This is a genomic window from Raoultibacter massiliensis, assembly GCF_900199545.1.
GTDB classification, from domain to species: Bacteria; Actinomycetota; Coriobacteriia; order Coriobacteriales; family Eggerthellaceae; genus Raoultibacter; species Raoultibacter massiliensis.
This window is the reverse complement of the sequence record NZ_LT962671.1, coordinates 486,564-507,977: the sequence shown is the minus strand read 5'-3', so window position 1 is coordinate 507,977 and position 21,414 is coordinate 486,564. Positions and strand designations below refer to the sequence as shown.

Sequence of the window (21,414 nt, the reverse complement as noted above, 5' to 3'; positions counted from 1 at the left end):
CCCGCAAGGCGGATTGCGCCCGCAAGGCGCCCCGCCGACACGGCAGCGGCGGCCCCCAGAGAACCGAGCGCGGCAACCGCAAGCGGATCGAATGCGGCCTGCGTCCCGCTCGACACCCCCGCTCCCAACAGGTAGCCGAGCAGCGCGCCCAGCACGAGCATCAGAACCGCGCGCACCGCAACATCGACAAGGGCGATCGCGCGCATGCGCAGGGCGCCCGCAGCAAGATAGGTAATATCGGGATGGGAAAACTTGAGCGGCGCCGTCCGCAAACCGTTGATGCTCCCAACCGCGAAAGCGATCGGCAGCACCACGAGAGCGGCTGAAAGCACCGCGTACGACCCTGCGGCTCCCATCGAGGCGAAAACGGTTGCAACGGCATCGAGCAGCGCCGCCCAGAGAAGCACGAGGGCGACGGCGACGAACGCTACGATGTAGAGCTGGTAGGTGCGCTCGCCCAAGCCGCCTTCGGAAGCGGGATCGGTGCCAGCAAGATGCATCATGCGGGAAAACGCGGTTCGCGCATGGCGGATGCGAAGCCAAAGCAGAAGTCGGATATCATGCAGCATTGCGGATGCCTATTGTCTTTCGGCCAGATTCGGCAAGCCGGTGGACAAGCCTTCCGACAAGCCCGCATTCGCATCAAACCGCATCAAAGCGCCATCGGCCAATCGCAGCACCGTATCCGGCTCGAGCGCGGGAACATCGTGGTGGCAGCTCACGAGAACAGCCGCGCCCCGATCCCTCGCTTCGACGAGCATTTCGCTCAAGACGATCGCCGCAGCAGGATCGAGCGGTCCGTAGGGCTCATCGAGCAACAGCAGCCGGGGATCGAGCGAAAGGGCGATCACAAGGGCGAGCTTCTGCCTCATGCCGCGCGAATACGACGAGGGGTACTGATCAAGATGGGACGAAAGCCCGAACCGATCCATGAGGGTTTGCGCCTTCGATCCCCCGACGCCCATCCCATTCGCTTGCAGCATGAACCGGATATGCTCCCCCGCCGTAAGATCATCGTAGAACGAAGGCACATCGGGCACATAGGAGATGATCGCCCGCTGTGTGCGATCCGAGCCGTCGAACGGTTCGCCGAAAAGCTCGATCGATCCCTCGCGGGGAGCAGACCAGCCGGCGAGGCATCTGAACAGCGTCGACTTCCCCGCCCCGTTCGGACCCGTTAGAAAAGCTATCGATCCCTGATCGAGCTCGAAGCCCACGTCAGCGAATACATCCTCAGCGGCATAACGGCACGTCAGACGCTCGGCGCGCAGGGCGCAGGGACGCTGACGGAATTCGCCGTTTCGACTCTGCGCCGGATCCGGCTTCTCCGCACTCGGTCCGCAAGAATGCCGATCGTCCAGCTTCGTTTCGTTCATCCGCGCATCGCCCACAACCCGATCCCTTCGCCGTCCAGCAGAAAGCCGCCCCATGCGCTGCCTGCGCAAAGCGGTCCCGTACAAACATCGACTCCTCGCAGGCGGCACTTGTTCTACCCAGTATGATCGAAAGCGAACCGAAGCGGATCGAAAGCGATTATCCTCGGAAAAATCACATCGAAAATGGCGGCCAAGGCATGTTTCTGTCGCCATTTGAGACTGTCGGCAGCCCTTTACAGCAGCGTTGAAGTATAGCCGCGAGCATTTCCCCAGGTCGCATAAATTGAATATATTATCTACTTAACGAAATTTTGACAGAAGCTTGCCTTGACCGCCATTTTCGGCGGATTTTCAGGCAGAAGGCGACAGCGCAGGGTGATTCCAGCGCATTTCGAGCTTCGCTCGATGCCGAGCAAAGGCAGCGGGATTCCAACCGGAACGCTAGAACCTCAAGGCGAGCGAGAACTGAGGCCAGGAGGAATACTTCACCACATCGCCCGGCTGGGGCGCATGGATGTAGGTTCCGCCGCCCGAGGCGGTGCAGATGGCCACATGACCCGAATTCCACAGAACATCGCCCGGCTGAGCCTCGGAAACGGAACCTTGCCACGCCGCCGACCCCGGCATGCCGTACGTGGTGCGGGGGATGGTCTTTCCAACCTGCCGATAGCACCAGTAGGTCAAACCCGAGCAGTCAAGGCCCACGCCCGGCGTGTTCCCGCCGTATACGTAGGGCGTTCCCAGGCAGTAGACCGCGTAGTCGACAACCGATCCGTTCGGGGGAACGTAGTTGCCGCCGCCTCCCGACGAACCGCCTCCCGACGAGCCTCCATCGGAATCGTTATCCGAAGAACCCCCGCCATCGGTATTGCCACCGCCGGTATTTCCTCCACCGGTATTGCCGCCGGTTCCACCGCCCGAATCAGAGCCGCCATCCTCGGATGCAGCCGCTTCCGCCGCGCGAACGGCAGCTGCAGCCTCCTCTTGTTCGGCAAGCAAAAGCTCTCGGGCCTCGGCATCGAGCGAATCGAGTTCGGCTTGCAGGGCCGCCACCGTCACCTCGGCGTTTTCCTTGTTTACGCGGGCTTCTTCGGCCTTGTCGGAAGCGATCTGCTCCTGCTTCGAAAGTTCTTCTTTCTGCACCTCGACCTCGGCGCGCAGATCTTTGGTCTGCTGCACGAGCGCCGCGTCGTTTTCGTTCATCTGGTTGAGAATGTCCCAGTTGGTTACGAATTCCTCGAACGTCGTGGCTCCAAGCAGCAGATCGAGAAACGAAGTGCCGCCGCTGCGGTACATGCTGCGCGCACGGGTGCCGAGCTTTCCCTGCAATTCGGAAATCTGGCCGTTCGCCTCGTCGATGCGAGCCTGAGCCTCGTCGCATGCGGCGACAGCCGCATCATGAGCGTCGAGCGCTGCGTAATACTCTTCCGACGCAGCAGAAAGCTCGGATTGCATCGCGGTCACGCGCGTGCGCACCTCGTCGGCTTCGGCCTGCTTCGACGCCGACGTCGGGTCGGCGAACGCCAGTCCCGGCATGGTAAGCGACACGGCGCCGAAAGCCGCCGCACCACCCAGAAACGCCCGTCTTGTTACCTTTGTCTGATTCCGTTCCATGCAAGCCTCCTCGGTTTCCCGCCCGCGCGAACTAGAAGCTGAAGTAGTTGCGGGGATTGACCGGAGTTCCGTTGATTTCTATTTGGAAGTGCAGGTGGGGACCCGTCGAGTAGCCGGTCGATCCCACGTAGCCGATCAGATCGCCGGCGGATACCTGCTGCCCGACCGTCGCCGCCTGCGCGCTCATGTGCATGTAAATCGTACGGACGCCGTTGCCATGGCTGACGATAACCGCGTTACCGCCCGTGCCGTACCATCCGACGTAGGTAACGGTTCCCGGCCCTGCAGCCAAGATGTCGGCACCCGATGCTGCACCCAGGTCGATGCCGTTGTGGTAGTTGCCGTCCCACGCGCCCGCCCATGCGAACTCGTTGGTTACACCGTAATACGACGGGCAGGGATTGACCCACCCCGCGGTGTTCGCCGATCCGTCGCCACCCGAGGTGCCGGTGTTCGTCGAACCGCCACCGCCGCCCGTGCCGGGAACGACCGTCGTTTCGGCAAGACGCCTTGCCTCCTCCGCCCTGCGCTCGGCCTCTTCTGCAGCGATGCGCTCTTCTTCCTCTTTCGCCTGCAGCGCGACCACTTCTTCGTTCACGCGGGTGAGCTCTTCTTCCATCGAAGCTTTGGTCGATTCGATTTCCCGTTGAGCGGCCTCGGCTTTTTCAACCTCTTCGGCGGCTTTGGCCTTCTGCTCGTTGTATTCCTGCTCGGCTGCTTCGGCCTCGGCCTTGACATCCTTGCTCTCCTGTACAAGCTCGGCGTCCTGACTCGTGATCTTCTCGAATGCATCCCACGAGGTCACCAGCTCTTCGAACGAGGATGCTCCGAGCAGCACGTCGATGAACGACATGGAGCCGCCCGTCTTGTACATGCTCGCGGCGCGATCGCCCAAGCGTTCCTGCAGCTCGGCGATGCGCTCCTTGGCAGCCTGCACGCGATCGGCCGCATCCTCGGCGGCCGCCTTTGCAGTCTCGTATTCCTGCGTTGCTCGCTCGAATTCGGCATTCGCCTCGTTAAGCTGGGTTTGCAGCGAATCGATGCTGCGCATGATGTCATCCGCTTCAGCCTGCTTTTCGGCGCTCGTTACCGCAAGAGCCTGGACGGGAGCTATCAGCCCCAAAGAGGCAACCAGTAAAAACGCCAAGAAAAGAGACATGGTTGTACGGAAAGTGCGTTGTGTAGTTAAAGTCAGCATATGCACCTTGTTTCTATGTAATTGCTCAAAGCAAGGCCGATCATAACAAAGGGCGAGCGACCAATCCAAGCCATTCAAAAAAGGTACATAAGGTCTCCTTGTATGGGAATGATCGTGCGGAATACTCCCATACAAGTCTCTGATCTGGTATTTTGTCGCAGGCTTCTCTTCTCCCCTTTGCGAGGGCACAGCATAGGGTAGCAACGATATCAAGAAGCCGCAAGATAAGGTATCGCCCTTTGCGAGAATGCCAGAGACGGCAGAGAACCGTCGTAACCGAAACGACAACAAACGCCGCCTGCGCAACGGCAGAGCATACGGCGTACCGGATGTCAGAACGGCATCGGGCAGCTGCCGCATCGTCGCGCGCGCGGCAGTCGGTCCGCCCGTTGCATGGGCTACCCGCGTCGGAAGCCCGCACGTCACCCTATGCGCGGCAGTTGGCGCGCTCTCCCGAACCGAAGAATTCCTCGTACCATACGATGAACGTGTAGAACGACCATATCTTCTGCATGTTGGACACCGCGCCTGAACGGTGCTCGTCGAGCAGCGCGACAAGGGCCTCGGGCACGAAGAACTCGCAGGCCGCCTCGCTTGTGAACGCCGCCTTCACGCGCTCGTAGTACTCGTCTTCGCGCAACCATGCCGCAAGCGGCGAGGGAAATCCGAGCTTCTCCTTGCCGTACACGCGCTCCGGCAGATGGCGTGCCGCCGCATGCCTGAGCGCGATCTTCGATTCGTCGTCGGCCGCCCGATAACGCGAGGGAATCTGCAGCGCCGTCTCGAGCACGCGTTTATCGAGAAACGGCACGCGCAGCTCGAGCGAGTGGGCCATCGACATGCGATCGGCCTTGAGCAGGATATCGAAAGCCATCCACGTCTGCATGTCGACGTATTGCAGCTGCGTCACCGCATCGAGTCCGTCGACATGCTCGAAGTACGCCTTCGAGCGCTCCTGCGGCGTCGGCCCCGTAATAGGATCTTTGAGGTAGCGCTGGCGATCCTCGTTCTCGAACACGTAATCGGCACGCGAGAACCGCTCCCAAGGTTCCATGGCGCCGTGCATGAGAAAATGCCGGCCCTTGAAACGCGGAAGCTTCCCCGCAACCGCTCCGAGCGCACGGCGCACAGGGCGCGGAACGCTTCGGCAGTATCTGCCCAAGTGGTCTTCTGCCAGGTAATTCGGATATCCGCCGAACAGTTCGTCGGCCCCCTCCCCCGAAAGAACCACCTTCACGTGCTTCGCGGCGCTTTCCGCCAAGAAGTACAGCGGATTTTCAGAGGGGTTCGGAAGCGGTTCGTCCATAAAGTACTGGATATCGGGCATGGCGTCGAAGAAATCGGCAGCGGATATCTTGTTGGAGATGTTCTCGACCCCCAGTTCGTCGGAGAACTGCTTCGCATACGAGAGCTCGCTGTACTGTTCTTCTTCGTAACCCACCGAAAACGTCCTGATCTTCGTGCCCTGCGCGAACACGCGATCGACCACGTAGCTCGAATCGACGCCAGAGGAGAGAAATCCGCCCACCTCGACGTCGGCGATCTGGTGCGCCCTCACCGATTCGGAGAACACGTCTTCGATGCGATCGGCCCATTCGTCGAGAGAAGGGGCCTCGTCGATCGCGTAGGTGGGATTGTAGTAGCGTTCGGTCGTGAAGCTCTCGGGCGTCCACTCGAAATACGATCCGGGCATGAGCTTGTATACGCCTTGGAACAGCGTGTTTTCATCGGGCAGATATTCGTAGGACAGATAATCGGCAATGCGCGTGCGGTCGATGCGCTTATCGAAGCCGGGGTGGTCGAGGAAGCTCTTGATCTCCGAGCCGAACATGAACAGGCCGTTTTCGCGATAGTAGTAATAGGGCTTGATGCCGAAGATATCGCGCGCGCCGAACAGCTTCTTCTCGTTTTTGTCCCAAATGGCGAAAGCGAACATGCCGCGCAGGCGGTCGAGGATTCCGCGCCCGTACTCCTCGTATCCGTGCAGGATCGTCTCGGAGTCCGATTTAGTCGTGAACACGTGGCCGCGGGCGATAAGCTCTTCGCGCAGTTCCGGAAAATTGTATATCTCGCCGTTGAATACAAGCACCATCGAGCCGTCCTCGTTGAACAGCGGTTGGCGACCGCCGCCCAGGTCGATGATCGACAGGCGGCGAAACGCAAGCGCCACGTCGTCGTCGATGTAGTACTGGGCGTCATCGGGCCCGCGATGCTTGATGCGATCCCCCATGAGCTCTATGACGCGCGCAGCGTCTATATCGGTCCGGTTGTTGACAAAGCCTGCAAATCCGCACATAGGTCGAAAACTTCCTTACTCGATCGATCCGGCGCCGACCCCGTTGGCCGCGCCGCTGCCGTCCGTCTCGAACCGCTGATATTCATCCCTCAGATCACGGGCTTTCCCCGCGCATTCGGTCACGCACTTCCACGCAAGCACATCGAGTGCATCGATGATGCATGCGCCCTCGCGCCTGCGCGGCAGCCCCAGAAGCGACAACTCGGTGCACCCGAGCACGATGCCGTCGCATCCCGCATCCGCCATCGCATCGCATACGCTTGCCACCTTATCGGCATCGGCAACCCGACCTGCCTTCACGTCATCGTAGATGATGCTCATGACCGTTTCCTGTACCGCCGCTTCGGGTATTGCGACCTCGAGGCCGACTGCGCCGAGCGCGCGTTGGTGCACCTCGGAGGCAAGCGCCCCGTCGGTGGCGAGCACGCCCACGCGCTTGCAGCCGAGATCGCATGCGAAGCGCGCTGACGATGCGGGCATATCGACGAACCGCGCGCGGGTGAGCGAGGATGCTATTTCGTCCAGACGGGCATGGGCCGTATTGCAGGGCGTGGCCAACACGGTACAGCCCGCAGACTCGAGTTCGGCGGCTGCGACCCGCATGGGCTCAACGAACGATTCCGAACCCGGCTTGCCGAGGAGAAACGCCGTGCGATCGGGTATTGACGGGCGGTTGAGAATCGTCACGTCAAGGTGGTCCTGATCGCAGGCGGCATCGGTATAGGAGACGATCCGAGAGAACAGCCGCGCCGTAGCCGCCGGGCCCAATCCCCCTATGATTCCGAGCTTTTCCACGTGCGCACCTCGCTTTCTCCGTTCATCTCTCGCCCACTGCCTGTCGTCGTCGAGCCGCAGCACCGCGCAAACGCCCTATCGGCTTCGGCGGCGCCGCGCCGCGCGGCCCGTTTCACGCCCGCACCCGTCTGCGGCAAAACCGCCGGCACGGAGCCAGCGCCGAGCAGCATCAGTCGTCGATGCCCCTGCGGTTGAAGCAATCCCTGTACTGCTGCCGATAGTTTTTCTGGTTCATCTGATAGCTCAGATAACGCAGAAGAGATCGATCGTCTTTCGTCCAATACGATCGGCGAACCTTGCCCTCGCCGATCAACCGCTCCGCGCGCTCTCGCGCGCCAGGATCGCTCACGTAGGTGCGAATGACCGAAAGCGGGATCATAGTCCACAGCATCTCGTCTTCGAGGGTAGCAATGTCGATCGGATGGCTTTCGCCGTACACGACGTCCTGCACGAGATAGCGCGCAAGGTTCTTGCCTGAAGCAGTTGCGAAATAACTCGAACGGCCTTGGCGCGGATTGATCTCGAACAGCTTATAGGAACCGTCGCGCTCGTCGTACTTCAAATCGAAGTTCGAATAGCCCACGTAGCCGATCTCTTCGAGAAAGCCCTTGATGCGCCCGTTGATCTCTTCGTTGTACCCGGTCATGATGGCACCGTAGCTGCCGATTCCTTCGGGAGTGTGCTCTTCGAGCAGCACGTCGCCCAAAACCATCATCTTGACGGCTCCCGACGTATCGCTGTAGCAGTTGATGACGCGCATGCGGGTATCGTCGCCCGGGACGAAATCCTGAACGATCATGCCGTCCTGATAGCTCGACGAGTACACGCCTTCGAGAATCCGGCGCATCTCATCGGCGCTCTTGACGACGAACACCTTCTTCTTGCCCGGAAAATCACAGGTCCAGTACGCCACGCTGTTCGAGGGCTTCACAACGACCGGATACGGAAACGGCGGTTCGAACCCCTGCGCCGTCTCAGCCGTCACCTCGCAGGTTTCGGGGAACAGCAGCCCGTGCTTCTCGCACGTATCGTAGAATCGCTCCTTGGTTGAAACGAGCTCGTACTGATCGGGCGACATGATGTTGAACCGGTACAGGTCGCGCAGCTTATCCTGGTTGCGCACCAGCATCTTGGTGTAGTTGTCGCCGCACGGCACGAGCACGAGCGGCGCGCCCTTATGATCGCGGGCATAGCGCACGAGCGTTTCGACGAACACCTCGTCCTCTTCGAGGCGGGGCTCGCACACTTCGAAACGGACGATCTTGCTGTGCCGGCAGATATGAAACGCGCCTTTGCCGATAGCGGCCGAAACGATCCCGTACTCCTCGAAAAACGAGCGGGCCATTCCGTAGGCGTTGGCATCTCCGCCCAAAAGCACCGGGGCGAAATCAACTGAAGTGTTCACGCGGATCCTTTTCCATTCCCGTTCCACACGGGTTGATTCATATGACGAACGTTTATTATAAGCAAGCAGCGCAAAGGCCCGAAGCCCGTTCGCTAAAGATACACACCGAGGAGCCGCGCGACGGGCGCCGACATACCGCGACAGAGCCGCCCGCCGCCAGCGAAGCAAGCGCGGCCGAAGCGCGCTAGATAGGCCTGCGATGCCCCTCTTCGGTCGTTAGCACGACAGGACCGTCCTCGGTGATGGCGACGGTCTTCTCGAAGTGAGCCGAAGGCATTCCGTCGCGTGTGACGACGAGCCACCCGTCGGGCATCTGCTTGGTTTTGTGGGTGCCGATGTTGATCATCGGCTCGATGGCGAGGACCATGCCCGCTTCGAGCAAGACGCCCGTGTGCCTGCGTCCATAGTTGGGAACGTTGGGATCTTCATGCATATTGCGGCCGATGCCGTGCCCAACGTATTCGCGCACGACCCCGTAACCCGCAGCCTCCGCAATCTCCTGTATGGCCGCGCCGATATCGCCGAGACGGTTGCCGGGTCGAGCGGCGTCGAGTCCGGCCCACATGCATTTCTCGGTTACGGCGAGCAGCTGCTGCTTTTCCTCGGATACAGAGCCCACCGCGTAGGTCCAGGCGTTATCGCCCACCCAGCCGTCGACGATGGCGCCCGTATCGACCGAAAGGATATCGCCCTCCTGCAAGATGACGTCGGCCGAGGGGATGCCGTGGACGATCTGCTCGTTCACCGAAGCGCAGATCGAGCCGGGAAACCCGCCGTAGCCTTTGAACGCAGGAATACCGCCTTCGAGGCGAATCAACGTCTCGGCGAACCTGTCGAGCTCGAGCGTGGACACCCCGGGCTGCACGCGCGCGCCGACTTCGCGGAGCACCTTCGCCGAAATGCGGCCAGCCTCTTTCATCGCCTCGATTTCGGCCGGTGATTTCTTGATGATCATGCCGTATACGCCTATCTATGCCGTTGGTTTTCGTTTCGGCTCAGTATAGCACTCATGGTGCGATCGGGAATCGCATGGGGACATGGCGGGTCTCCGCGAAAAGCCGCGAACGACAAACCGCTCGGCATCGCCGTTCGCGCTGAACGGTCGGCACGACCGAGGACGACAACACCGACCTCGGCCGCAAGCAGGGCGCCTAAGCGAACGTTTCAGAACGTTCACAGCGCGCCTCCATTCGGCTCGAATCCCGATGCTTCGGGTACAATGGCTGCATCGATCGAGGCGAGAAAGGACGAATCCGTGAATCAGGCTGTGCAGGAGCGTACGGCGAGCAAGGCTGCTCTGCGCGCAGCCCGCATAGCGCTTGCAGCCGTCTTCGTCGTAAACGTGCAGTGCGCGGTCCAGTTCGTTCTGTGGCCCGATGCGTTCGCACCCGCCTACGAGCTTGCAGGATTTGAAGGCCGCATCGCGATGCAGGGACTTGGAGTGGCGTTCCTCATGTGGAACGCCACCTATCCCCTCGCCATCGCCAACCCCGTCAAACACCGCGCGCTTTTCGGCGTAGTGCTGGCGCAGCAGGCCATCGGGCTTATCGGCGAAAGCGCGATCCTCGCCTCCATTCCCGCCGGACACGAGCTCCTCGCATCGAGCATCCTGCGTTTCGTCGCATTCGACGGCGCAGGTCTTATTGCGATGGCCTTGGCGTTCGTAGCGCTGAGCGTATCCCTGAAACGAAGGAAGGCGGCCTAAAGGGCCGCCTTCCGGTTTCGCGCTGCTTGGTCTCTCAGGCTTGCGGCGAGTCGCTCCGCCCACCCGGACTCCCGCCCGAAAGCCAGTTCGTGTCTTTTCGATCGGGGCCTTAGATGCCTCTTTCTCACTCCGCATCCGATTCCGAATCATCCGACGAAGCGTTCTTCTTTCCCAGGCGACCGGCATCTTTGAGCGATTTTCGCAGAATGAACTCCACCTGCGCGTTGACGCTGCGAAGATCATCGGAAGCCCATCGCTCGACGGCCTCCCACACCTCCGAATCAACGCGTAAAGGGTATTGCTTCCGCTTCGCCATAACGCCTTCGATACCGCCTCACTATCGCATGGATCCCGAACGCCGTTGCCGCCAAGAGGGATGCGGCGGTGCCGGCGGTCGCCTACAATTCGCTATTGATACAGTGTACCCGTGTTCAGCACGGGCTGCGCTTCGGAATCGCCGCAAAGCACCACCATGAGGTTCGAAACCATAGCCGCGCGGCGCTCGTCGTCGAGATCGACCACATGCTTCGCCGCCAGTTCGGTGAGCGCCATGTCGACCATCGAAACCGCGCCCTGCACGATCTTCTCGCGTGCGGCGATGACCGCCTCGGCCTGCTGGCGACGCAGCATCGCCTGGGCGATCTCGGGCGCGTAGGCAAGGTGGGTCAGCCGCGCGTCGTCGATGACGACTCCCGCCTTCTCGAGACGAACCGACAGCTCCTCCTTGAGCGCAGCCGACACCTCTTCGATGTTGCTGCGCAGCGTGATCGCCTCGGTATCGGAGTCGTAGGCGTACGTGGTTGCCACATGGCGCAGTGCCGTCTCGCTTTGCGTGTGCACGTACGTCGTATAATCGTCAACGTCGAAAATGGCTTTGGCAGTATCCTCGACGCGCCATACCACCACATCGGCTATCTCGATCGGATTGCCGTTCTTATCGTTGACTTTCAAATGCTCGCCGTTGTAGGTGCGGGCGCGCAAAGAGATCTTGAGCGATCGCGGAACCGCCTTGCCCTCCTCCGAAACCGTCGTACCCGCCGAGCGGGAAAGAAACGGATTGGCCCAATGGAACCCTTCGTCGCGCACCGTTCCCAAGTAATCGCCGAAGAGAATGAGCACGCGAGCCTGATTGGGCTGGATGGTGTAGAAACCCATGAGCATGAGCAGGGGCCCTACGCATAAAACGACGATGCCGACCACCAAGAGGATGATGCCGAGCACCTGCATCCCGCTTGTCACGGGAGCTTCTTCGGGCGGCAGCATCATTGCGCCGAAAACGATGGCGACCACGCACAACGCGGCCACCGCCAGGGTCAACGCAAGCATCGGCCAGCCGCTTCTGCCTTGGACGATCTTCTCTTCAGACATGCTGCACCACTCCTTATATCGCGGCCTCCTTCGTCGGAATCCCGCCGAAGGCCTCAAAGCGGCATCCGCATGCGCGGTCCGCACTTCGGCAATCATGATATGCCGCTTTGTTCTAACTTGATATTAAGATGATATCACATTGAGATCAAAAAAGAAAGGAGCCCGAAGGCTCCTCTCCTCGCACGTATGTGACGATTGTGATTGAGTTTACTCAGCTGCAACGGTGTAGTTGCGGGTCACCGAGCTGTCGACCGGAACGCCAGGCCCCATCGTCGAAGTGACGGTGACGGACTTGACGTACTTGCCCTTGGCGGCAGCAGGCTTCATACGGATGATCTCGTCAAAGACGGCTCCGTAGTTCTCTGCAAGCTGCTCGGGCGTGAAGCTCACTTTGCCGATGATGACATGGGCGATGCCGTAACGGTCGGCGCGGTACTCGACACGGCCTCCCTTGAGCTCTTTGATGGCCTTTGCCACATCGTTCGTGACGGTGCCGAGCTTCGGGTTCGGCATAAGTCCGCGCGTACCGAGAATCTTGCCGAGACGGCCGACTTTGGCCATCTGGTCGGGAGTGGCAACCGTCGCATCGAAGTTGATGTTGCCAGCCTGGATATCGGCGATCAGATCGTCGGAACCAACGATATCGGCACCAGCCTCTTCGGCTGCACGGGCGGCGTCGCCTTCGGCGAACACGGCCACGCGAACGGTCTTGCCCGAACCGTTGGGCAGGCTCACCGTACCGCGGAGCTGCTGGTCAGCCTGACGCGTATCGATGCCCAAGCGGAAATGAGCTTCGACGGTCTCGTCGAATTTCGCGGTCGAGATTTCCTGCACGAGCTTGACGGCTTCGAGCGGAGCGTAAGGACCGCTCCCTACTTTCTCGACTGCTGCACGGTAGTTCTTGGATTTCTTAGCCATTTCATCGTCCTTTCGTGGTGATGACGAGCGGGCATGCGCTCTTCCACATCTGTCTTTCGCTCAGAGGCGCGCGGCCTCGGTGCGGTTTACTCCTCGTCGAGCGTCCTGCCGGCCAGCATGGCGGCGAGCTTCTTGGAAGGCACATAGGTCTTCTTCGGAGCGCGGCCCTCGATCGACACGCCCATGCTGCGAGCGGTGCCGGCGATGATCTCCATCGCAGCCTCGATCGTGTTGGCGTTGAGGTCGGGCATTTTCACCTCGGCGATCTCGCGAAGCTGATCCTCGGTGAGCGTGCCCACCTTCTGGAGCTGCGGAACGCCCGAGCCGCTCTGAATGCCGAGCTTTTCCTTGATAAGGACGGCAGCGGGCGGGGTTTTGGTGACGAACGAGAACGTCTTATCCTCGTAAACGGTAATCTCGACGGGGATGATGGTTCCCGCCTTGTCCTGCGTCTCGGCGTTGAACGCCTGGCAGAACTGCATGATGTTAACGCCCTGCGCACCGAGCGCGGGGCCGACCGGAGGAGCCGGGTTTGCGGCACCAGCGGGGATCTGAAGCTTAATAAAGCCGGTTGCTTTCTTTTCAGCCATGATCGAAACGTTCCTTTCAGCTGATGTTTACTCAATCTCAATCTATCAACAAAGCGCCTTGCGTGAGAAGCCCTGTCCACCCAGGCACGCGGCGCTCATGATATCCAATTCTAAATTTTCGCCACCTGATCGAACGAAAGCTCGACAGGGGTTTCGCGTCCGAAGATCGAGACCATGACCTTGACCTTGCCTGCTTCGGGAGACACTTCCGAAACAACGCCGTCGAACTCGGCCAGAGGGCCGGAGACAACCTTGACGGCCTGCCCCACTTCGAGACTGGAAGAAGTCTTCTTCGGAGCCTCACGGCTCGTCCGTTTCATGATCTTGTTGTATTCCTCGCGCGTCAACGGCGCAGGGTTTCCCTGGCTGCCCACAAAACCCGTCACGCCCGGCGTGTTGCGAACGGCAGCCCAGCTGCGATCGTCAAGTTCCATGCGGACGAGGACGTACCCTGGAAAAACCTTCTTCTCGTTCTCCACACGACGGCCGCCTTCTTTGATTTCGGTGACCATTTCAGTGGGGATTTCGATGCCGAAGACGTTGTTCTCAAGACCCATCGTTTCAATGCGGGTTTCGAGATTCTTCTTCACCTTGTTCTCGTATCCCGAATACGTATGAAGGACATACCATTTTTTCGACATTCGATTACACTCCCAAACCCGATATGCCAATGAGCACTGGCGTTACGATGAAGTTATCGAGCACCGAAACATAGATGCCGAAGAACAGAAGAGCCACGATGACGACGCCGCTCCAACGGAGCACGTCGGACTTCGTCGGCCAAGTAACGCGCTTCATCTCAGCGCGAACCTCGCTCAAGAAACCCGGCTTCTTCGCCTTCTTTTCCGGCTTCTTCTCTTCTTTTTTGACCTGCTTCTTCTCTGCAGGAGCCTCGGCCTTCTCGGCTTTCTTGAAGAGCTTCAGCTTTGGCTTTTTCTCAGCTTCCGCATTGGCCTCGGCTACGTCTTTAGCCTCAACCTGCGCGCTCTCGACAGCCTCCTGCTCTTTTTTAGCAGCACGGGCAGCCGATGCTTTCGCTCGCTGTGTCTTTGATTTCTTAGCCATCTGCATCCTTTATTCGCGACGGAATTCTTACCGTCTTATAACGCCAAACAAGCAGCCTATCATAAGACTGCTCGACCAACCATATCGGTATCGATCAGCAGCCTGTTCCCAAGCTGCTTCCCAAGCAACTTCGAACCAAGCTGCTTTAATAAACAAGCTGGCAGGCCAGGAGGGACTCGAACCCCCAACATGCGGTTTTGGAGACCGCCGCTCTACCAATTGGAGCTACTGGCCTAATGCTTTTCCCTGACTACTTACCGAGTTTCCTTGTGCAGCGTATGATGGCCGCACCACTTGCAGTACTTCTTCATCTCGATGCGATCAGGATTATTCTGCTTGTTCTTCTTGGTCGTGTAATTGCGGCGCTTGCAATCAGTGCACGCCAATGTGACCAATGTACGCATGAATTCTCCTTTTATTGTAACGTTTCGCGCTTCGATTCATACACATGATAAGCGGTTTGCATACGGAGCCCGCATGGTACACGGGCTCCGTTTCAAGCATTCGATCAGTCGAGCGTTGTTACTTGATGATCTTGGTAACGCGGCCGGAGCCAACGGTGCGGCCACCCTCGCGAATAGCGAAGCGAAGGCCCTCTTCCATGGCGATCGGGTGAATGAGCTCGCCCTTCAGCAGCACGTTGTCGCCAGGCATAACCATTTCGGTGCCCTCCGGAAGGTGGGCAACACCGGTGACGTCGGTGGTGCGGAAGTAGAACTGCGGACGATAACCATCGAAGAACGGGGTGTGACGGCCACCTTCTTCCTTGGTCAGGATGTAAACCTGGCCTTCGAACTCGGTGTGCGGGGTCACGCTGCCCGGCTTGCAGAGAACCTGGCCGCGAACGATCTCCTCGCGCTTGACGCCGCGGAGCAGGCAACCGATGTTGTCGCCGGCCTGAGCCTCGTCGAGCAGCTTGCGGAACATCTCGATGCCGGTGCAAACCGTGGTCATGGTCTCTTTGATGCCGATGATTTCGAGGTTGTCGTTGACATGGAGGGTACCGCGCTCAACACGGCCGGTGGCAACGGTGCCGCGGCCGGTGATGGTCATGGTGTCCTCGACAGCCATCAGGAACGGCTTGTCGACGTCGCGCTCGGGGGTCGGGATGTAGGAATCGACTGCATCCATGAGATCCCAGATCTTCTGCTGCCATTCCGCTTCGCCCTCGAGAGCCTTGAGAGCAGAACCGCGGATGATCGGGGTGTCGTCGCCCGGGAACTCGTAGCTGTCGAGAAGCTCGCGAACTTCCATCTCGACGAGCTCGAGGAGCTCTTCGTCGTCGACCATGTCGCACTTGTTCAGGAACACGACGATGTAGGGAACGCCAACCTGACGGGCGAGCAGGATGTGCTCGCGGGTCTGAGCCATCGGGCCGTCGGTAGCAGCGATAACGAGGATCGCGCCGTCCATCTGAGCAGCACCGGTGATCATGTTCTTGACGTAGTCGGCGTGGCCGGGGCAGTCAACGTGAGCGTAGTGGCGAGCGTCCGTCTCGTACTCGATGTGAGCGATCGAGATGGTGATGCCGCGCTCGCGCTCTTCGGGGGCCTTGTCGATGTCTTCGAAGGCCGTGAAGTCAGCAGAAGCGGTGCCATGGGAACCGTCGTTGCTGGACAGGGTCTTGGAAATAGCAGCGGTGAGCGTGGTCTTGCCGTGGTCAACGTGGCCGATAGTACCGATGTTAACATGCGGCTTGCTGCGCTCGAACTTCTCCTTAGCCATTGTCATCCTCCTAAAATAGGCTCGCTTTCGCGATAGAGATAAATGATGAGCTTCTGCGCCCTCTCGGACGCTTTCTAAGCTGAGTGCAATTTCTTGCAAGTAAAAAAAGCGCATGCACCTTGTGGCACATGCGACGTAAGCACGAACCGTTCGTTCGTGTGAATTCCAAAATGGTAGCGGTGACTGGATTTGAACCAGTGACGCCACGGGTATGAACCGTGTGCTCTGACCAACTGAGCTACACCGCCATTAGTGGAGCCTGCGACCGGACTTGAACCGGTGACCTCTTCGTTACCAACGAAGTGCTCTACCGACTGAGCTACACAGGCAGATGGTGGGAGCGCTAGGATTCGAACCTAGGTAAGCATAGCTAACGGGTTTACAGCCCGTCCCCTTTAACCACTCGGGCACACTCCCAAATGTCTGCTCAACTCATGTGTATTTATCAAGCTGCCTGCTTGCGCTTTCGCTAAGGCGCGATCGCGCGAGCAGATGAATAATACGCTAGGAAAAGCGGGGTGTCAACGGTTTACACGCCCCCGGGTGTATCTCCACCATTCCTCCGTTTCTGAGACTTCCTCCCGCCCGTATGGGGCAAAGAAAGGCGAAACGACGAATGTTTGCGTATCATTCGGGCAAACCTGAATTTGCCCGCGGGATATGATAATACGTCGGATGAGATTTAAAAAGACCCCAATTTCAGCGATTTTTCCATAGCCGATACGGGCATGGGCGATCGCGAAGGCGACTCGGGCGCCACAGGCCTTCACGCCGCCCGACGCGGGAGGCGGTCAATCCCCGCCTCCCGCGGCTCGCGCCTGCGCCCGATCGACGGCATCGACGAAGGCATCGGGGTGCTCGTAGTGAATATCGTGCCCCGATTCGATGCGAACGGTTTCGCAATCCGCCAGCAGCTCCTCAACTCGCAGCGCATCCTCGTCGCTGTTAGCCGCATACAGAAGGCCGTCTGCACCGTAGCGCGTCTCGGCTTTGAGGTAGATCGTCGGACATTCGACGGCTGCAAGCATTTCCTCCTGGGCGTCGTCTTCAAGCCAGGTCCCCTGATAAAACGCTTCGCTGAAGCGCGGATCGAAATCGTCGTAATAGTACATGCCGCGCACCCAGTCATGCGGCACCCACGACAGCACCAGGTGCTCGTTTGGGTTAGCTGCGCGCTCCGCGGCCGTCCACTCGGCAATCCGCGGCTGCAATCCTCCGAATTGCGCGAACAGATAGCTGTTCTGCGCGTAATACACGGCAAGATCGTCCACTTCGCTTTGCTGAAGAAACCCGTGCGTGATCTCGAACCCGTCCCGCCACACGAAACAGCCCGGCTCCCGTTGCATCTCCTCGGGCGTCACATGGAAAAACGGCGGGTCTTCGAGCACGAGCGACGTAACGCGCTCGGCATCGTTGGCGGCAACCCACGCCGCGATGATGCCGCCCGATGAAAGCCCCGACACCTCGTAGGGGGCATCGATCACCTGGTCGGCGAAAGACACGAGCGCCTCGCCCTGCGCCGCGCATGTGTAAAGAGACGGATCGCGAGTCGATTCGCCGTGGCCGAAGCAATCGACAGCGTAAACATGATAGCGCTCGGCAAGGCGCGGAAGCACGCTCGCATAATCCTCCCACTGCATCGACTGCCCATGGATCAGCAGAAGCGCAGGCCCGCCCGCCGGCCCCTCCGCATAGTTCACGACCGCCCCGCCAACGTCAACCTGCTTCTCCACGAAGCCCGCCGCATGCGCTTTCTCTATCATGCGGGCCTCACCGTGCCTGTTGTTGTCGACGTACAGGGCTACGGCCACCGCCACTCCCGCGACGACGAGCGCAACCGCGATTCCGATGATCATGCCGACCTTCCTTTTCCCGCCTGCTTTCCGCATGGCATCTCCTTTCGGGCGACGGCATGCAGAACCCAGCTCGGCAGCCGTGCCGTTACCGTTTTTTCCCTGATTGCTCGAGGAGCGCCGAAACGCGATCCATGAAATCTTCCGCCTTCGTTATCGCGATCCCCTGCGCTTCGTCGCCGAATACCAGAAGAGAATCGCCTGGCGCAATACCGAAGGTATCGCGCGCCTGCTTCGGTATGACGATTTGACCGCGCTCGCCCACGGTTACCGTTCCGAACAGGTGCTTTCCGCGCGGCGGCATGGGAAGCGACGTGCCGTGCGAGTCGTAGCGGATGAGCGCGTCGAGCGAAACATCGAGAGCATCCGCCAGGGCGGCGCCGTTCGATAAATCGGGCGTCGTTTCGCCGCTTTCCCACTTCGCCACAGTCTGGCGGGATACGCCCAGGCACTCGGCAAGCTGTTCCTGTGTGAGCCCGCACATCTTCCGCCTGCTCTGGATATTCATACCGATCATGTTTTTCATACTCCTTCATGCATCCATGATAGTGCGGCGCCAGAAGGCGCTCCACCAACCGATCATGGCATATCATTGGAAAAATGTCGCGATCCGTTGACAGAGCGAGGAGAACGCCGAGAAAGCGCTGCTCCTCCTCCCCCCCCCCGAAGCACAGGTGCGTTAGGGGGATCGCGGCGGGCCCTTCGAGCGCAACGGCATGTTGGGATTTTGATCCAGGGTATACAATTGGGGTACCGCGCATACCGCACGCGCCCGCAACCCCATCTCGGCAACCGGGGACCGCAACTGCGAGGCGCGGGGCGCGCTAGGCATACGACAGAAGAGAGGAGCTCCGATGAAGATTTCCGTTCCCCTTGAGAAGGGCATGCTGCCCGACAAATACGGAAAACACGCCCCTGCCGAGCATCAAATCGAGGGGCATCCCGCCGTATCGTTTCCCCTATCCGTCGAGGACGTTCCCGACACCGCAAAGAGCCTTGCGTTGACGTTCGTCGATTTCGACGCGATCCCCGTAGGCGGCTTTTGCTGGATCCATTGGCTCGCCTGCAACTTCCCGCCCGACATCCGCACGATTCCCGAAAACGCAAGCGCATCGGGCGCCGTGCCCTGCATCCAAGGATCGAACAGCGATTGGTCGCCGCTCGCGGGCGGCTGGACCGACCCGCGCATCATCCATCGCTACGCCGGCCCCTATCCACCCGACAAAGACCACGCATATACGTTGACCGTTTACGCACTCGATATCGAACTCGAACTTGAAGAGGGGTATTACCTCAACGAGTTCAGGCGCGCCATACAAGGGCACGTGCTCGAGAAAGCCGTTCTCGAAGTGACGAGCCGAGCTTGAACCTCGCTTCCATCTGCCAAGCGGCAGGCGGAAGCGCAGATATGTAAAGTCAGCTTTACATCTTTGTTTTGCTATGGTATCGTTGATGTAAAGCTAGCTTTACATTTATGCAGGAATCATTTTCGGAGGACGCTCGTGAAAAACCATGTCGAAGCGCTGCGCCGCGAGCGCGGGCTGAACCAGGAGACATTGGCCGATGCGCTGGAAGTTACCCGCCAGACCATCAGCTCGCTTGAGAAGGGGCGCTACAACCCCTCCATCACGCTCGCGTTCAAGATATCCCGCTACTTCGAACTGCCCATAGAAGACATCTTCGTCTACGAGGAGGAAGATCATGCCTAAGCAGATGATTCACGCCGAGGCAGATTCTGCCGCCGGAAGCGCCCTGTAGCGCTGCAGCCCCTCACCGAGCATCGGGTCCTTTGCCCCCGATCGAAACGCACCGAGCCAACCACGGGAGGACAGATGGAAAAGCCGCGCATCATCGCACACCCCTTGCAACCCATTTTCGACGCGAACTCCCGCGTACTCGTTTTGGGCACCATGCCCTCCCCCGCATCCCGTGAAGTCGGTTTCTATTACGGGCATCCGCAGAACCGCTTCTGGAAGGTGCTCGGCGCGCTCTTCAACGAGCCGGAGCCCGTCACCCGCGAGGAGCGAACGGCGTTTTTGCTTGCCCATCGCATCGCGATCTGGGACGTTCTCGCATCCTGCACGATCGAAGGCGCATCGGATGCAAGCATCGCCGATCCCACTCCCAACGACCTTTCGATCATCTTCGACGAAGCGCCCCTCGAGGCGGTGTTCACCACGGGAGCGAAAGCAGCCGCGCTCTACCGCCGCTTCAACAAAGAGATGCTCGAGCAGGTGCCGCACGAAGCCCTTCCTTCCACGAGCCCGGCAAACGCAAAGATGCGCCTGGACGACCTCGTTGCAGCCTACCAGCCGATCAAAGACGCGCTCGCCCTTGCCGACCGGACCGCACCGGCCGATAAACGCTAAGACCGAAACCGATGCGCCATTCGTCAAAACGGCGAAGCGTAGAAGCGCATTCCGTCGGGCAGGCGCACGAAACCTTCGTGCTGCAAGATGGCGGCAAACGGCGTGTCGAGAACCGAGCGGCCATTGAATTCCTCCACCAGCATCTTCTTTCGAGCACCCGCCCCGCCCTCTCGCTTGAGGGATTTCTGCACATGCTCGACGAGAGCGCATGCGGCATCGGCGAGGACGGCAAGATCATCGGAAAACGCAATGATCGATCGAAGGCTGGGAGCGGCGTAAAGGACCGGCGTACCGCAATGTATCACGACAAGACTTCCCGAACGGCGCGAAGGCCGCAAAGATCGACCGGATGAACCCTCGCAAGAATCCTCGCTGACAGTCTTTTCGGCAGCATCGGATGCATCGGTACCGGCATCATCGAGCATGCGGGAACCGTCCGAATCTTCCCGAACGTCAAACCCGCCGGCGACGGCTTTCGCATCCGCGCCGGAAAAGCCGCCGACCGGCGGCCAGGCGATCCCCGCCCCAAAGAGACTCGCCGGATCGTCTGCGGCCAACACCGCCATCGCGGTACGGCGATCGGCGCCCGGATCATCGTTTCCGGCGTAAGCGCGCAGCGCATCGACCGTTTCGCGCGCAGCGAACTGAGCGGGACCCAGCCCCTCGACGAACATGCCGCGCAGAAGATCGCCCGCATCCTCCATCGATCTGAGGACGGGCATGAGAGAGCCAAGGCCGCCGGAGACGCCGGCCGCAAGAGCGATATCCCTCGTGAGCACGCCGTAGCGGTCGAGCAGCGAATCGACGAGCGCGATGGCGCGCACGGTATCGTTTTCGTCCGAAGGGGAAACAAGCGACCAGCGCCCCGATTGCACGGCCCTTACATTCCCGAAAGACGACTTCCCCATCGCCTCGGAGTAATCGGCGCGCGCATGTGCCCGACGGCTGCTGACGCGGCGGCGGCTCGCGCTGCGGGCGCGGGGTGCCGATTCGGCTGACGCCACGATTCGCACCGGTGCGAACGTATCGTTTGTAACGCGTCCCTGCCACATGAGCCGCTGCAGCATCGAGGCGACGGAATCCTCGTCAACGCGGACGGAGGCAAGCCTGCGTCGGACGGCGTCGACGATCTGACGG

22 protein-coding genes, 4 tRNA genes and 1 pseudogene are annotated in these 21,414 nt (G+C 60.0%); 4 read left to right on the top strand and 23 right to left on the bottom strand.

All coding sequences use genetic code 11. The features are described from left to right. The 8 genes and pseudogenes from C1719_RS06280 to map form a co-directional block, all read right to left on the bottom strand. A pseudogene (locus tag C1719_RS06280) lies at positions 1–569 on the bottom strand (hypothetical protein); the annotation flags it as partial. Positions 570–578: 9 nt separating this feature from the next. After that, positions 579–1,391 (bottom strand): ABC transporter ATP-binding protein, encoded by an 813-nt coding sequence (locus C1719_RS06275; RefSeq protein ID WP_245874391.1) that lies wholly within the window; start codon positions 1,389–1,391, stop codon positions 579–581. A gap of 426 nt (positions 1,392–1,817) precedes the next feature. Beyond that, the gene (locus tag C1719_RS06270) at positions 1,818–2,990 is read right to left on the bottom strand and encodes a coiled-coil domain-containing protein (RefSeq protein WP_102374333.1); all 1,173 of its coding nucleotides are present in this window, start codon (positions 2,988–2,990) and stop codon (positions 1,818–1,820) included. Positions 2,991–3,021: 31 nt separating this feature from the next. Continuing rightward, complete coding sequence (locus C1719_RS06265; protein WP_219717832.1) at positions 3,022–4,188, bottom strand: murein hydrolase activator EnvC family protein; 1,167 nt, start codon at positions 4,186–4,188, stop codon at positions 3,022–3,024. Between the two features lie 427 nt (positions 4,189–4,615). Then, positions 4,616–6,484 (bottom strand): asparagine synthase (glutamine-hydrolyzing), encoded by a 1,869-nt coding sequence (gene asnB, locus C1719_RS06260; protein WP_102374331.1) that lies wholly within the window; start codon positions 6,482–6,484, stop codon positions 4,616–4,618. 15 nt (positions 6,485–6,499) lie between these two features. Continuing rightward, positions 6,500–7,279, bottom strand: coding sequence for an aspartate/glutamate racemase family protein (locus C1719_RS06255; protein WP_180963498.1), 780 nt, complete (start codon positions 7,277–7,279; stop codon positions 6,500–6,502). Positions 7,280–7,448: 169 nt separating this feature from the next. Then, positions 7,449–8,684 (bottom strand): carboxylate--amine ligase, encoded by a 1,236-nt coding sequence (locus tag C1719_RS06250; RefSeq protein WP_102374329.1) that lies wholly within the window; start codon positions 8,682–8,684, stop codon positions 7,449–7,451. Positions 8,685–8,868: 184 nt separating this feature from the next. Next, complete coding sequence (gene map, locus C1719_RS06245; RefSeq protein ID WP_102374328.1) at positions 8,869–9,639, bottom strand: type I methionyl aminopeptidase; 771 nt, start codon at positions 9,637–9,639, stop codon at positions 8,869–8,871. A gap of 300 nt (positions 9,640–9,939) precedes the next feature. Between map and C1719_RS06240 the strand changes: the two genes are divergently transcribed. Continuing rightward, on the top strand, positions 9,940–10,389 hold the full coding sequence (locus tag C1719_RS06240) for a hypothetical protein (RefSeq protein ID WP_102375948.1): 450 nt from the start codon (positions 9,940–9,942) through the stop codon (positions 10,387–10,389). Between the two features lie 124 nt (positions 10,390–10,513). Here C1719_RS06240 and C1719_RS06235 read toward each other — a convergent pair whose 3' ends face one another. From C1719_RS06235 to C1719_RS06170, 14 genes are all read right to left on the bottom strand, one after another. After that, entirely contained in the window at positions 10,514–10,705 is a 192-nt protein-coding gene (locus C1719_RS06235; RefSeq protein ID WP_102374327.1) for a type II toxin-antitoxin system antitoxin, read from the bottom strand. Between the two features lie 92 nt (positions 10,706–10,797). After that, positions 10,798–11,757 (bottom strand): SPFH domain-containing protein, encoded by a 960-nt coding sequence (locus C1719_RS06230; protein WP_180963497.1) that lies wholly within the window; start codon positions 11,755–11,757, stop codon positions 10,798–10,800. 207 nt (positions 11,758–11,964) lie between these two features. Further along, the gene (gene rplA, locus C1719_RS06225; RefSeq protein WP_102374326.1) at positions 11,965–12,675 is read right to left on the bottom strand and encodes a 50S ribosomal protein L1; all 711 of its coding nucleotides are present in this window, start codon (positions 12,673–12,675) and stop codon (positions 11,965–11,967) included. An 86-nt stretch (positions 12,676–12,761) separates the two neighbouring features. After that, positions 12,762–13,265 carry a 50S ribosomal protein L11 gene (gene rplK, locus C1719_RS06220; protein ID WP_102374325.1) on the bottom strand — a complete coding sequence of 168 codons (504 nt, stop codon included), beginning with the start codon at positions 13,263–13,265 and terminating at the stop codon, positions 12,762–12,764. 110 nt (positions 13,266–13,375) lie between these two features. Next, positions 13,376–13,906 (bottom strand): transcription termination/antitermination protein NusG, encoded by a 531-nt coding sequence (nusG, locus tag C1719_RS06215; RefSeq protein ID WP_102374324.1) that lies wholly within the window; start codon positions 13,904–13,906, stop codon positions 13,376–13,378. Positions 13,907–13,910: 4 nt separating this feature from the next. Next, positions 13,911–14,330 carry a preprotein translocase subunit SecE gene (gene secE, locus C1719_RS06210; protein ID WP_102374323.1) on the bottom strand — a complete coding sequence of 140 codons (420 nt, stop codon included), beginning with the start codon at positions 14,328–14,330 and terminating at the stop codon, positions 13,911–13,913. A gap of 158 nt (positions 14,331–14,488) precedes the next feature. After that, positions 14,489–14,565, bottom strand: a tRNA-Trp gene (locus C1719_RS06205). 19 nt (positions 14,566–14,584) lie between these two features. Next, positions 14,585–14,734, bottom strand: a complete 150-nt coding sequence (rpmG, locus tag C1719_RS06200; protein WP_102374322.1) for a 50S ribosomal protein L33 — start codon at positions 14,732–14,734, stop codon at positions 14,585–14,587. A gap of 118 nt (positions 14,735–14,852) precedes the next feature. Next, complete coding sequence (tuf, locus tag C1719_RS06195) at positions 14,853–16,055, bottom strand: elongation factor Tu (RefSeq protein ID WP_102374321.1); 1,203 nt, start codon at positions 16,053–16,055, stop codon at positions 14,853–14,855. A 171-nt stretch (positions 16,056–16,226) separates the two neighbouring features. Continuing rightward, a tRNA-Met gene (locus C1719_RS06190) sits at positions 16,227–16,303 on the bottom strand. Positions 16,304–16,308: 5 nt separating this feature from the next. After that, positions 16,309–16,384: transfer RNA gene (locus C1719_RS06185), tRNA-Thr, on the bottom strand. Positions 16,385–16,387: 3 nt separating this feature from the next. Further along, positions 16,388–16,472: transfer RNA gene (locus C1719_RS06180), tRNA-Tyr, on the bottom strand. Positions 16,473–16,846: 374 nt separating this feature from the next. Continuing rightward, positions 16,847–17,944, bottom strand: a complete 1,098-nt coding sequence (locus C1719_RS06175) for an alpha/beta fold hydrolase (RefSeq protein ID WP_245874389.1) — start codon at positions 17,942–17,944, stop codon at positions 16,847–16,849. 52 nt (positions 17,945–17,996) lie between these two features. Continuing rightward, entirely contained in the window at positions 17,997–18,425 is a 429-nt protein-coding gene (locus C1719_RS06170; RefSeq protein WP_102375944.1) for a helix-turn-helix domain-containing protein, read from the bottom strand. A 337-nt stretch (positions 18,426–18,762) separates the two neighbouring features. Here C1719_RS06170 and C1719_RS06165 point away from each other — a divergent pair, with 337 nt between their 5' ends. The 3 genes from C1719_RS06165 to C1719_RS06155 all read left to right on the top strand — a co-directional run bounded on the left by C1719_RS06165 (position 18,763) and on the right by C1719_RS06155 (position 20,277). Further along, positions 18,763–19,275 (top strand): YbhB/YbcL family Raf kinase inhibitor-like protein, encoded by a 513-nt coding sequence (locus C1719_RS06165; protein WP_102374320.1) that lies wholly within the window; start codon positions 18,763–18,765, stop codon positions 19,273–19,275. Positions 19,276–19,410: 135 nt separating this feature from the next. After that, on the top strand, positions 19,411–19,617 hold the full coding sequence (locus C1719_RS06160; RefSeq protein WP_102374319.1) for a helix-turn-helix transcriptional regulator: 207 nt from the start codon (positions 19,411–19,413) through the stop codon (positions 19,615–19,617). Positions 19,618–19,740: 123 nt separating this feature from the next. Continuing rightward, positions 19,741–20,277, top strand: a complete 537-nt coding sequence (locus C1719_RS06155; RefSeq protein WP_102374318.1) for a DNA-deoxyinosine glycosylase — start codon at positions 19,741–19,743, stop codon at positions 20,275–20,277. A 23-nt stretch (positions 20,278–20,300) separates the two neighbouring features. Here the strand turns inward: C1719_RS06155 and C1719_RS06150 are convergent. Next, the coding region (locus C1719_RS06150; RefSeq protein WP_425439804.1) for an Lhr family helicase at positions 20,301–21,414 on the bottom strand (1,114 nt) is incomplete at its 5' end.